The 12,044-nt window shown below is 63.1% G+C and carries 14 protein-coding genes and 1 tRNA gene; 6 read left to right on the top strand and 9 right to left on the bottom strand.

The window, feature by feature from the left end; all coding sequences use genetic code 11:
* Positions 1-331 precede the first annotated feature (331 nt).
* A complete protein-coding gene (locus BRPE64_RS03430; protein ID WP_016344632.1) occupies positions 332-649 on the top strand; it encodes a hypothetical protein in 318 nt (105 codons plus the stop codon).
* 311 nt (positions 650-960) lie between these two features.
* Here BRPE64_RS03430 and BRPE64_RS33405 read toward each other — a convergent pair whose 3' ends face one another.
* Positions 961-1,119 carry a hypothetical protein gene (locus BRPE64_RS33405; RefSeq protein ID WP_016344630.1) on the bottom strand — a complete coding sequence of 53 codons (159 nt, stop codon included), beginning with the start codon at positions 1,117-1,119 and terminating at the stop codon, positions 961-963.
* A gap of 136 nt (positions 1,120-1,255) precedes the next feature.
* On the opposite strand from BRPE64_RS33405, the gene BRPE64_RS03420 reads away from it, so the two are divergent.
* Both BRPE64_RS03420 and BRPE64_RS03415 read left to right on the top strand, forming a co-directional pair.
* Entirely contained in the window at positions 1,256-1,735 is a 480-nt protein-coding gene (locus BRPE64_RS03420) for an energy transducer TonB family protein (protein WP_016344629.1), read from the top strand.
* 308 nt (positions 1,736-2,043) lie between these two features.
* Positions 2,044-3,348: an MFS transporter gene (locus BRPE64_RS03415; RefSeq protein ID WP_016344628.1), complete on the top strand. Its 1,305-nt coding sequence runs from the start codon at positions 2,044-2,046 to the stop codon at positions 3,346-3,348.
* A gap of 24 nt (positions 3,349-3,372) precedes the next feature.
* Here the strand turns inward: BRPE64_RS03415 and BRPE64_RS03410 are convergent, their stop codons facing one another.
* Positions 3,373-4,584 carry an OpgC domain-containing protein gene (locus BRPE64_RS03410; protein ID WP_044041921.1) on the bottom strand — a complete coding sequence of 404 codons (1,212 nt, stop codon included), beginning with the start codon at positions 4,582-4,584 and terminating at the stop codon, positions 3,373-3,375.
* 257 nt (positions 4,585-4,841) lie between these two features.
* Here BRPE64_RS03410 and BRPE64_RS33615 point away from each other — a divergent pair, with 257 nt between their 5' ends.
* Positions 4,842-5,021: a hypothetical protein gene (locus tag BRPE64_RS33615; RefSeq protein ID WP_016344626.1), complete on the top strand. Its 180-nt coding sequence runs from the start codon at positions 4,842-4,844 to the stop codon at positions 5,019-5,021.
* A gap of 285 nt (positions 5,022-5,306) precedes the next feature.
* Entirely contained in the window at positions 5,307-6,692 is a 1,386-nt protein-coding gene (locus BRPE64_RS03400; RefSeq protein WP_016344625.1) for a chloride channel protein, read from the top strand.
* A 132-nt stretch (positions 6,693-6,824) separates the two neighbouring features.
* On the opposite strand, the gene BRPE64_RS03395 is transcribed toward BRPE64_RS03400, so the two are convergent.
* The 6 genes from BRPE64_RS03395 to map all read right to left on the bottom strand — a co-directional run bounded on the left by BRPE64_RS03395 (position 6,825) and on the right by map (position 11,065).
* Positions 6,825-7,136: a YXWGXW repeat-containing protein gene (locus tag BRPE64_RS03395; RefSeq protein ID WP_016344623.1), complete on the bottom strand. Its 312-nt coding sequence runs from the start codon at positions 7,134-7,136 to the stop codon at positions 6,825-6,827.
* A 366-nt stretch (positions 7,137-7,502) separates the two neighbouring features.
* Positions 7,503-7,757 (bottom strand): cell division topological specificity factor MinE, encoded by a 255-nt coding sequence (minE, locus tag BRPE64_RS03390; RefSeq protein WP_016344622.1) that lies wholly within the window; start codon positions 7,755-7,757, stop codon positions 7,503-7,505.
* Positions 7,758-7,766: 9 nt separating this feature from the next.
* On the bottom strand, positions 7,767-8,582 hold the full coding sequence (gene minD / locus BRPE64_RS03385; RefSeq protein ID WP_016344621.1) for a septum site-determining protein MinD: 816 nt from the start codon (positions 8,580-8,582) through the stop codon (positions 7,767-7,769).
* A 75-nt stretch (positions 8,583-8,657) separates the two neighbouring features.
* Positions 8,658-9,443 (bottom strand): septum site-determining protein MinC, encoded by a 786-nt coding sequence (gene minC / locus BRPE64_RS03380; RefSeq protein WP_016344620.1) that lies wholly within the window; start codon positions 9,441-9,443, stop codon positions 8,658-8,660.
* Between the two features lie 142 nt (positions 9,444-9,585).
* A complete protein-coding gene (locus BRPE64_RS03375; RefSeq protein WP_044041189.1) occupies positions 9,586-10,110 on the bottom strand; it encodes a GNAT family N-acetyltransferase in 525 nt (174 codons plus the stop codon).
* Between the two features lie 172 nt (positions 10,111-10,282).
* A complete protein-coding gene (gene map / locus BRPE64_RS03370) occupies positions 10,283-11,065 on the bottom strand; it encodes a type I methionyl aminopeptidase (RefSeq protein WP_016344618.1) in 783 nt (260 codons plus the stop codon).
* Between the two features lie 270 nt (positions 11,066-11,335).
* On the opposite strand from map, the gene BRPE64_RS03360 reads away from it, so the two are divergent.
* Entirely contained in the window at positions 11,336-11,686 is a 351-nt protein-coding gene (locus tag BRPE64_RS03360) for a hypothetical protein (RefSeq protein ID WP_016344617.1), read from the top strand.
* Positions 11,687-11,811: 125 nt separating this feature from the next.
* On the opposite strand, the gene BRPE64_RS03355 is transcribed toward BRPE64_RS03360, so the two are convergent.
* Positions 11,812-11,902, bottom strand: a tRNA-Ser gene (locus BRPE64_RS03355).
* Positions 11,903-12,044 lie beyond the last annotated feature (142 nt).

Below are 12,044 nucleotides of genomic sequence, written 5' to 3'. Positions count from 1 at the left end.
GTGACGATTGGCAAAGCGAGTGGCTCAACCGGCAAGAGCATGCCGCGCCCACGCTTCCATGAATGGGCAGCACCGCTCAAGCAGGTCCGTACGGTGATATGCCGCTTCGACGTTATTCGCGACCTGCGTTTAGCCCGATTTCGATTGGACTTCGCATGCCGCATCCTCGAGCCCTTGGCGAACGCCGGACAGTGCCAGAATAATATCGACTTACGGAGCTTTATCGCCTCTGGAGCGCGCAGCAATTCGCCGTGCGGTTCATCGCAAACGGAACGCGACGCCCCCAACCCCATCTAACCGCCCTCATCGACCACCACGCGGAGAACCGCCCATGAAGTCAGGCCGCATCATGCCCATCGTCTTCGGCTGTATCGTCGCTGCCAGCCTGCCGGCGCATGCCCAGCCTCAAGCCAACGCGCAATGGCGTGCGTCGGAGACAACGCTCTTCGATTTGATCCAGAACGGCTACGGCATCGTCGCCGTGACGAGCGTCGCCGCGCGCAGCACGGGGCTGCCCGAAGACACCTACATCGTCCAGAAGACGAACAGCGTGTATCGCTGCGTCGAAACGCGCGCGGCGGACACGGGCACAGTCAGAGCGACGGCACCGATCCACTGCGCCGAACTGGTCAAACCGTACAACGACTGAGCCAAAACGGCGCAATGATGATGCGCCGTCTTCTGCTCAATTGTCATCGGATCTGACGGGCGGGCGGACATGCGGAACCGGCTCGGCCTTGGCCGCATCCCGCTCGGGCGCATTCCGTTTCGATTCGCCCTTCGAATGCCCCGCCGACGCCGAAGCCGGCTGCGGCTGCGCGTGCCGTGCAGGCGCGCCCGATGACGAAGGCTGATGTTTGCGTGACATGGTGTTCTCCCGAAAAGCGGGGACATCCCCTCGATTACCTTAGCACCGCGCCGCCGGCGCCGCACACTTAAACCTGCATTAAGCCCGCGCGTTCAACCGACCGGCGCCTCGCCTTCCCCCGACTCTTTGCCCGGCCGATCGTTCGGTCCCTGCTTGCGGTTTTCGTCGTTACGCTCGGGCAATTTGCTCTTCTCGTTATCGTTGTGCTCGACGGGCTTGTCGTTCTCGATGCCGTTCGTATCGCTGTTCATGATTCCCTCCTCCTGGTTGCCTCGCGGATGACGTCGCGGATGACTTCGCGGATGACAAGGGAACAGCAAATCCCGCGCCCGAAACGCGCGGCACGAACTACCATTGAAACATCACTCTCTTCGATGTCCCGCTGTCATGCAACGCTCCGCCCTCTACGCCGTCCTCGGCGCATCCGCCGCCCTCGCCATCACCGCCTGCACGATTACGCCGCCGCCGAGCGTCGTGGCCGCGCGCACGGCCGCTGCGCCCGCCGCGCCCGGTCCGACGCTCGACGATTACAAGAAACGCATCGCGCAACGCATCTTCGAGCGCAATCCGTCGCTCGTGCTCCAGGGCACGCCGCAGGCCATGCTGCGCTCCTTCGTCCTCGTGTCGTTCACCGTGGACCGTGGCGGGCGGCTCGTCGAATCGTCCGTGTATCGCACCAACGGCGACGACGAAGCCGAAGCCACCGCCCTCGCCTCGCTGCGCCGCGCGTCGCCGCTGCCCGCGCCGCCCGCGCGGCTTCTCAACGGCCACGGCCAGATCGAACTCTTCGAAGGCTGGATGTTCAACGACAACGGCCAGTTCCAGCTGCAGACATCGCATTCGCCGCAGGCGACGACCATCGACTGATGCATCGATCGATGCACCGGTTGATTGGCGCTCGCCGCGCACGATCGTTATAATTTTCCGCACCCCTGCCGGACCCGCTTCCGGCACGGCCTTCGCCTCGCGCCCACCCCGCGCGCTGCGCGAAGCGCCCGAGCGCAGTCCACTGCGCCGCGATTTGCGCGCTACTCGCGCCCGCCGCCCCGGCCATCGCACAACACCCGCCGCTATTCCTACAGAAAGCTGACGCGCTTCGATCGCCCCTCGTCCCGCGATGCGCGCGACAATGCTTCGCCATAACCAGCACGACGCAACACGACAACGGAGACACCATGTCCTCATCTTCGCTTTCCGCCGCCCAGCCCGGCGACGGATCACAAAGCGCTTCTCGCGTGATTTTCGCGAGCTTCATCGGCACCGCGATCGAGTTCTACGACTTCTACGTCTACGCGACCGCCGCCGCGCTCGTCATCGGACCGGTGTTCTTTCCGCACGGCTCGCCCGCCGCGCAGGCGCTTTCCGCGTTCGTCACGTTCGGCATCGCGTTCTTTGCCCGGCCGATCGGCTCGTTTCTGTTCGGCCATTTCGGCGACCGCATTGGCCGCAAATCGACGCTCGTCGCGTCGCTGCTCGTGATGGGCGTCTCGACGACGCTCATCGGCTTCGTCCCCGGCTACGATTCGATCGGCAGTCTCGCGCCGATCCTGCTGTGCATCCTGCGCTTCGGCCAGGGCATCGGACTCGGCGGCGAATGGGGCGGCGCGGCGCTTCTCGCGACCGAATACGCGCCGCGCGGCAAGCGCGGGCTTTTCGGCATGTTCCCGCAGCTCGGGCCGTCGATCGGTTTTCTCGCATCGAACGGCCTCTTCTTCGGTCTTGCGCTTTCGCTCTCGGACGCACAATTCCGCAGTTGGGGCTGGCGCGTGCCGTTCCTCGTGAGCGCCGTGCTCGTCGCGCTCGGCCTGTATGTGCGTCTGAAGATCGCCGAGACGCCGGCGTTTCGCGCGACTCTCGAACGTCAGGAGCGCGTGAAAGTGCCCTTCGCGACGCTGCTCGGCAGCCATCTCACGCCGATGCTGCTCGGCGCCTTCGCGATGGTCGTCTGCTACACGCTCTTCTATATCTCGACGGTGTTCTCGCTGTCGTACGGCGTCGCGACGCTGCATTTCGCGCGCGAGAAGTTTCTCGGATTGCTGTGTTTCGCCGTGCTCTTCATGGCGATCGCCACGCCGATCTCCGCGATTGCGAGCGACCGATTCGGGCGCAAGCCGGTGCTCGTCGTCGGCTGTCTGCTCGCGATCCTGTCCGGCTTCGCGATGGCCCCGCTCCTCGGCAGCGGCGACACCGTGCAGGTCGCGCTGTTCCTCACCATCGAGCTGTTTCTGATGGGCGTCACCTTTGCACCGATGGGCGCGCTCCTGCCCGAACTCTTCCCGACCAACGTGCGTTACACCGGCGCGGGTGTGGCGTACAACCTCGGCGGCATTCTCGGGGCATCGGTGGCGCCGTATATCGCGCAACTGCTCGCGAATCGCGGCGGACTAACGTGGGTGGGCGGCTATGTGTCGGCGGCGGCGGCGGTCAGTCTCATCGCCGTGCTGTGCATGCGGGAGACGCGCGATATCGCGATGGAGTAAGCAGAACGAAAGAGAATCCGGCGCTTAGCGGTCGCGCCGGTTGCCGGCGTGCACCGGCACCGGCCGGCCCTTGATGAGCGGCACGGGCGGCGGCGCAGTACGTTCCATTCCATTTGCGCGGACCTGAGCTTGCATCTGAGCCCGCGCCGCCTTCGACGCCTTGCGCTCCGCCCAGAAGCGCGCGAGAAACAGCAGGCTGGCGATCGCGATGCCATCGGCGATCAGCCCGAGAATCCAGTGCGACGGATAGCGCCCGAGCCCGAGCACGCCCATCGCGCGCAATGCGGAATCCAGCACGAGCGACACGCACGCGCCCGCGATGAAGCACACAAGCCCCTGCTGCCCGATCGTCACGATGCCCGGCAGCTTGCGCGCGAGCTTTCCGACCCATCCCGCATAGACCGCGCGCGCGATGATCCACGCGATCACCGCGAAGCTCACGATGCGCAAGGTCGCGAGGTTCTGCTTCATGTATCCCGGCGGCGCCTGGGTTTCGAGGAACAGCTTGAAAAAGGCGAAGGTCAGCGCGAGCGCAATGGCGCCGGCGGTCAGCCAGCGTGCGAACCTGCCGGCGTGAAATTCGTCGCTGATCGGCTGCACGCGGGCGAGGATGCCGGTCATGAACATGAGTTGCCAGGCGAACGGATTGAACGACCACGCTTCGCCGTAGGTGCCGGGCAAGACGCGCAAGAGCGGCATGGCCGCGAGCCAGACGAGCAGGCTGGCGAACATCGCGATGACGGGCTTCTTCTGCGCGAGCGGCACGATCACCGGCACGGCGAGCGCGAACACCGAGTACATCGGCAGAACCGCCGACAGATACGGCTGCTGACGCAACAACGCGATATCGCCGATGAGGCCGAACGGGCGCACGAGGAAATTCGGCCATTCGGTGTATTGCACCATCGGCGTATCGATTTTCAGAAGCATCAGCAGCGCGCCGCCGATCAGCATCAGAAACGCCGTGAACAGGTACGCGCGATAGATTTCCCAGCTGCGTTTGAAAAAGCGGCGGCGAGCGGCCGTTTCACTACGGCGAGTCGCAAGCGCCGTATAAGCCGCCGCCGACGCATAACCGCCAAGAAAAACGAATACTTCTGCGGAATCGCAGAATGCGTATTGATGCAGCGTAAAGTGCGACAGCACGCTTCCCGTTATATGGTCGACCGCAATAATGAGCAGCACGATTCCTCGAAAGAAATCGACTTCGAGAGAGCGTGTCGTCGGGGAAGTCATCGTGCGAATGCTCCACGAACTGCGGTTCGGCACGCGGCGAATAGACTGTGGCGCGCATACGGGGTTTGTACCTAGCTTAGAAAGAAAATTCCCTTAATCAACCGGTATTTAAATTAACACTCGATGCCAGTCGGCAAGCTGGCGGCAAAATGACTTTTTTGTCCGCTTTTCAGTAAATTTGCCACTGCCTATACTCGAAACAAGCTGGACAAAAACTACGCGCGGAAACTTCTGCCGCGACCGCATGGGAGGCCACGATGAATATCCATTTGCAGAGTTCGCATCTCGTCGCGATGATCTCCATCGCGCTTTTGACTGCGCTTCTGCTCGCCGTCAAATTCCGTCCCGCGACATGGCGAGGCGTGCTGTGCGAGGCGATCATCGCGAATGTCGGCGCGATACTCGCGGTCGTTGCTTTCGAAGTACTTACCGCTTAAAGGCGTTGCGTCTGGGAACAACGGCGCTGGAAAAAATTTCAGCGTCGTTGAACTTTTTCCGACGAGGCCTGCCATAGCGTGTAATGCCCGTTCTTGCTTTCTTTGCAGACGAACGCGGCACCCCTCTCCTCTCCGCTCCTGCTTTTTGCGGGAGCGTTTCATGGGCGCCTGGCGAAAGCCTCGCGCCTGTTCTTTTTTGGGCGTTAGCAACGCTTCGGCTTCCGGCAAGGCATCTTGCACTTTTGAGACGGCCGCTATAATCGCCTCTTTGCCGACGGTCATCGCATGATCCGGACGCTACGTTCCTTTTCGATCGTCACCGCGCGCCGCACACGCAGCCTATGGCGCCGCTACGGCATCTTCTGGATCGGCGCGATTCTGGTCGGACTCGTCGCGGTCTATTACGCGCGGCTCATCGACTGGGGCTTCAGCCGTTTTCTCGACATTCGCAGCGAATATGTGTGGCTGCCGCTCGTGGTCACGCCGGCGTCCGCGGCACTGTGCGTGTTCGTCACGCGACGCTTTTTTCGCGGCTCCGAAGGCAGCGGCATACCGCAGGTCATCGCTGTGTTGAATAGCCCGACGTCCGCGGCGGGCGGGCGGCTGCTCACACTGCGCATCCTGCTCGCGAAGATCGCGGTGTCGTTCGTCGCGATCCTCGGCGGGCTCACCATCGGCCGCGAAGGTCCGACCGTGCAGGTCGGCGCGGCGCTCATGTTCAACATGCGGCGCTTTTACCCGCGCTCCAATTCGCTGATCGAGCGGCAACTCGTGCTCGCGGGCGCGGCGGCGGGACTGTCGGCGGCGTTCAACACGCCGCTCGCGGGCATCGTGTTCGCCATCGAGGAGCTCACGCGCAGCTTCGAAGTGCGCACGAGCGGCGTGCTGATCACGGGCATCATCGTCGCCGGCATCATCGCGCTCGGGCTGAACGGCAATTACACCTACTTCGGCACCATCGACGTCGGCGCGCAGTTCCCCGATCTCTTCGCGCTCGCCGTGGCGGTGACGGCCGTCGTGACCGGCATCGCGGGCGGCGCGTTCTGCTGGCTGCTGCTCAACACGAGCAAGTGGATTCCCGCGCCGCTGCGAACGCTCCATGCAACGCGCCCCGTGGTGTTTGCGGCCCTGTGCGGGCTGATCATCGCGGTCGTGGGGCTGGTGTCGGGCGGCACGACCTTCGGCAGCGGTTACGCCGAAGCGCGCGGCCTGCTCGAAGGGCGCGAGCAACTTTCGGCGTTCTATCCGCTGCTGAAAATGGTGTCGATGATCGGTTCGTATCTGCCGGGCATTCCGGGCGGCATTTTCGCGCCGTCGCTGTCGATAGGCGCGGGCTTCGGCAACGTGCTGCATCTGTTCTTCTCGCACATGCAGTTGCCGATGCTGATCGCACTCGCAATGGTCGGCTATCTTGCGGCCGTGACGCAATCGCCGATCACGGCGTTCGTCATCGTGATGGAGATGATCAACGGGCACGCGCTCGTCATCTCACTGATGGCGACCGCGCTGATCTCGAGCCGGGTGTCGCGTCTGTTTGCGCCGCCGCTGTACGAGGCGCTGTCGGAGCGCTATATGGCGCCGCTGAACAAGCCGGCGCCGTCGCCCGAAGTACCGGACGATGCCGCGCGCGCCGAAACGACGGACGCGACGGACGCGACGCCGCGGAAATAGGCCGTCAATACACGTAGACGCGCGCTGACCGCTCCGCGTGATGCTCCGGCACGACGATACAACCCGCGAGGGCATCGGCCAGCACGACGGCCATGAGAACGAGCATGAGCTTTTTCATTGCATGTCTCTCCATCAAGCCCAGTGCGCCGGAACCCAGCGATACTGATTGCCGTGTCCGGTCCACTCGCCCGGCACCCAGCGGTGACCGACGCGCTCGGCTTCCCAATGGCCCGCGACCCACTCATAGCGGCCGTGGTCCCAGTTCCAGTGCCCTTGATCCCAGACATAGCCGGCGCGCGCGGGCGGCACGAGTTCATGGCGCGGCGCGGGCGGCGCGTTGGGTGCGACGATCACGACTTCGGCGGCGGAAGCAGCCGTCACGCTGATCACACTCGCGACGATGAGTGCGGTCCGTGCGAGCAGCGGGCGAAGGGAATTCTTCATGGTGTACCTCTGGTATCGGGACATTGAACGCGCTTCAAGGCGCGGTTAGATGCAACGGCGGCGCACGGCGCCACCGTCATGCATTCAATGCGCGAGACTGCCGGCAGGAGGACACGCGGCGTATTACGACCATGCCCAAAGTGCAAGCGAATATTGATGTAAGCCGGTCCTGTATCGAATCCAGCACACACGCACGCAGGCGAACGCCGGACCCGCGCAAACGATAAGGCGCAAACAACAAGACGCAAACGATAGCGCGCAAAAACAAAAGCCAGGATCCTTCGATCCTGGCTTTTCTCGCTACCGCTACATGCAGACGATTCGCCTGTTCGGCCGGATGCGATTTGCGCGCGCTCGCGCGAATCGCTACGCCTGTGGAATTTCGATCTTTACTTCCAGCACTTCGAGATCGTCCTGACGTTCGAGGCTCACTCGGATATCGTCATCGGAAATCTTCACGTATTTCGAAATCACCGCAACCAGTTCCCGTTGCAACGCCGGCAGATAATCGGCGGCGGCTCTGCCACCCGCGCGCTCGTGCGCAATGATCAACTGCAAGCGTTCCTTCGCGACCGAAGCGGACTTTTTTTTCTCGCCCAGCAAAAACGAAAGAATCGACATTGCGTCCCCTTACTTGGTGCCGAAGATGCGTTGCAACAGACCGGGCTTCTGATAATCGGTGAAGCGCAGCGCCTTCTCTTCTCCGAGGAAGCGCGACACCACGTCTTTGTACGATTCGGCGACATCCGTGCCGTCGAGATACACCGCCGGCAGACCCTGATTCGATGCGTGCAGCACCGCTTCCGATTCCGGAATCACGCCGATGAGATCGATGCGCAGAATTTCCTGGATATCGGAGAGCGACAGCATCTCACCTTCCGAGACGCGCTTCGGGTTGTAACGCGTGATGAGCAGATGCTCCTTGACCGGGTCCTTGCCTTCGATCGCGCGCTTGGTCTTCGACGACAGAATGCCGAGAATGCGGTCCGAGTCGCGCACGGAAGACACTTCCGGGTTCGTGACGATCAGCGCTTCGTCCGCGAAGTGCATGGCCATCAGCGCGCCGGACTCGATACCCGCGGGCGAATCGCAAATGATGTATTCGAACTCCTGCTTGATGAGTTCGTTGATGACCTTCTCGACGCCTTCGAGCGTGAGCGCGTCCTTGTCGCGCGTCTGCGACGCCGGAAGGATGTACAGGTCCTCGCACTTCTTGTCCTTGATGAGCGCCTGGTTCAGGTTCGCTTCGCCCTGAATGACGTTGATCAGGTCGTACACCACGCGGCGTTCGCAACCCATGATGAGGTCGAGGTTGCGCAGACCGACGTCGAAGTCGATCACGGCCGTCTTGTGGCCGCGCAACGCGAGCGCCGATGCGAAGCTCGCGCTGGTGGTCGTCTTGCCGACGCCGCCCTTCCCCGAAGTCACCACAATGATTTTTGCCATACAAGTACCTTGTGTTCGTCAAATAGGTCCGCTCGCGTTGCCATGAGCGCGCCGGGGCATCGGGCGCGCGGCGTCTCAGGTCAGCCGCAGCGGTTCGATCATCAGTTTTTCTTGGTCCAGCCAGATCTGCACGGGCTTGCTCAGGACGTCGGCCGACAGCGGGTTCTCGGTCGTCCGGTAGATTCCCGCGATGGAAATCAGTTCCGGCTCGAGACAGGTGCAGAAGATGCGTGCGTCGAGATTGCCGTGCACGCCGGCGAGCGCGCGGCCCCGCAACGGCGCATAAATATGGATATTGCCTTCCGCGATGACTTCGGCCCCGTACGACACGAGCCCGAGCACGATCAGGTCGCCTTTCGCGTAGACCTGCTGACCGGAGCGCAGCGGCCGGTCGATGATGGTCGCCTGCGCGGGAAACGTGGCGGGCGGCGGCGTATTGGCGACGGCCGCCTCGATCACCGCGGCGGCCTCGGTGTTGGGCTTCGCTTCATCGACCGAGGGCTTGGGCGCGCCGCGCCGGTCGCGCGCTTCGAGAATCGGCAGGCCGCCTTCGTTCGCCCACTGAACCGCCCACGTCTGCGCCGGTAAGGCGACGACGCCGACCGGGCGCATGCGCACGCTTTTCAGCAGCTTTTCGAGGTCCGCGAGCGACACGCGCGCCCCTTCCCCGCCGTTCGCAGCGTCGGCGAGACGGCGCACGTCGATGGCGACGACATCGCCCGCGAAGAATTCGGGAGTCGCCTCGAAGCGCCGGGTCAGTTCGGTGCGCAGGGCGTCGAGGTCGGGAGTCTTGACGACGAAGAGAAGCGTGTCGACGGAGCCGCTGCGCAGTTCAAAAAAGGGCGTTTTGTTGAGCGACATAGGAACGGCCAAAAATTTTGCGTATTTTACAGGCGTTGTCACACACGACCATATTTTTTCCGGCCGATTCAGCTATCGAAAACGCGAAGTGTGTGCGGCGAGGCGTGTGTCGAGCACGCTTGATGTGTGGATGGGACGCGCGTTACGCGTGGCGCCCGGAATGCATGTGACGCACGTAGAGCGATTCGGCTTCCGCCTCGTGCGACGGCATCGCGCGGCGGTCGCCCGTCGGGCCGAAGCCCAGGCGTTCGTAGAAGCGCATCGCGGTGCGGTTTTCATCGGCGATCCAGGCGTGCACCTCGGCGGCGCCCTGTTCGGCCAGCCACTCCGATGCCACGTTCACCAGCAATTCGCCGCCGCGCAGATGCCGCACGGCGGGGGCGACCCACAGCGCGCTCACGAAGGCGCGCGCATCGGACGACTCTTCGATGTACGCATGGACAAGACCGCAGGGATGCCCTTCCGTGTACAGCAGAAACGTCGCGAGCTTGGCCGAGTTCGCGTGCAGGAACGCGGTCTCGTCGAAGCTCGAGGGCTCGACCTGAAGCGCATCTTCCAGCGTTTCGCCGAAGGCATACGGCGCTTCGCGCAGCGATGCCGTGCGAAGTTCGCGCAAAACCGGACCTTGTTGCGCGGCGATGCGGCTGACGGTCAATGAGGGACTCATACGGGCTATTTCTCTCTGGCTTGCAGGCTCGATGCGCGTGCGGCTCTGGCGGCCGGTCCGCATGTCGGGCCATTGGCATAGCTTCAACCGAACGGGCGGACCCGTCAATTCCTAATTCCGGGAAAGTGCTTTGCAACGCACACGGAATGCGTAGCCGTGCTCACGGTGTGGCTCACGGCGCAGGATAGGCGCCGGTGCCGTCCGGCCACGGCGTAAGCAGTTCGAAGCCGTCCTCGGTGACCGCGACCATGTGCTCCCACTGCGCCGACAGCGAACGGTCCTTGGTCGTGACGGTCCAGCCGTCGCGCGATTGCTGCGTGGCCGCGCGGCCCGCGTTGATCATCGGCTCGATCGTGAAGACGAGGCCCGGCTTCAGACGCAGGCCCGCGCCGCGCTGGCCGTAGTGCAGCACTTGCGGATCTTCGTGATACACGCGGCCGATGCCGTGTCCACAGTACTCGCGCACCACGGAGAAGCCTTCGCGATGCGCGACGCCCTGAATCGCTGCGCCGACGTCGCCGAGCGTCGCGCCGGGACGCACTTCGCGGATGCCCGCCACCATCGCCTCATACGTCGTCTCGGTGAGACGGCGCGCTTCCGCACCGGGCGTGCCGGCGTAATACATGCGGCTCGTGTCGCCGTAATAACCGTCCTTGATGATGGCGACGTCGATGTTGATGATGTCGCCGTCCTTCAGTTCCTTGGGTCCCGGAATACCGTGACACACGACGTGATTCACCGAGGTGCATACCGTCTTCGGAAAGCCCATGTACCCGACGTTGGCGGGAACGGCCTTCAGTTCGTTCACGATGAAGCGGTTGCAGATGGCGTCGAGTTCGTCGGTGGTGACGCCCGGGCGGACGTGTTCGGCGATCATCGCGAGGACTTCGGCGGCCATGCGGCCGGAGATGCGCAACTTTTCGATGTCTGCGGGTGTCTTGAGCGTGATGGCCATTGAGCAATGCGATGAGTTCGTGCCGCCTGCGTACGCGGCTCAGTGCCCTGTCAGGGCCCTGGCAGGGCACTATTTCAGGCGGGCGGCACACGAGGACAATGGGCCCGATGATAGCACTCCCGCGCGGCCCGGCCTGACAGGAAGCCGCCCGGATGCCGCATTCGCGGGTCGCGCGCAACGCTTGCGCGCCTGTCGCGCCCAGGGCACTCGCCCTTGTGATGCGCGCGCGTTTGTGTTTTAGTGGCGCGAATTCAGATTAGCCGGAGCGTTATGAACTTGCATCGATTTGCCTTTGTTTCCGTTGTCCTGTCGGGCGTTGCCGCGCTTGCCGCCTGCGGTTCGACGAGCAGTCCCGAACTGCGTGCATCGCAGCCCGTGATCCACGTTTCGTCGGCGCGGCCCGCCTCGGATATTTCTAGCTGCCTGCAGCGCATGATTCCCTCCGCGCAGACGAGGCGCGATCAAGGGTCGACCGAGTTGCTCGTCGGATCGAACGCGTGGCTCGTGACGCTGACGCCGTCGGCGTATGGATCGATCGTGAAGGTGCAGCAGTCGTCGAGCGACGATGGCGGCGTGCCGGAGCCGGAACTGCGTTTCGATATCGCGCGGTGCACGACTTGAAGTTCGACTAGCGGAGACAAGGCGCGCGTACTTACGAGCGCGCCCCGAAAAAGCGAGATTACAAAAAGCGAGACCACAAAAGCAAAACCCCGCAAGTCTTGACGACTTGCGGGGTTTTTGTATCTTGGCGGAGAGGGTGGGATTCGAACCCACGGTACGGGAAAACCGTACGCCTGATTTCGAGTCAGGTACATTCGACCACTCTGCCACCTCTCCGTCTACCAACCGCGCTTGCTTGACTTCTGCACGCTTCGATCAGCCTTCGTTAAGCGGGTCGTTGCTCAACGAAGAACGAAAGTATATCGAAGTCTTTTCTGCTTTCCAAGCCCCTTTTTGCAAATAAACATCAAGGAAACGC

Source organism: Caballeronia insecticola (assembly GCF_000402035.1).
In the GTDB taxonomy this organism is placed as follows: Bacteria; Pseudomonadota; Gammaproteobacteria; order Burkholderiales; family Burkholderiaceae; genus Caballeronia; species Caballeronia insecticola.
Note: the sequence above shows the minus strand (reverse complement) of the source record. Positions and strands in the feature narration are given on the sequence as shown.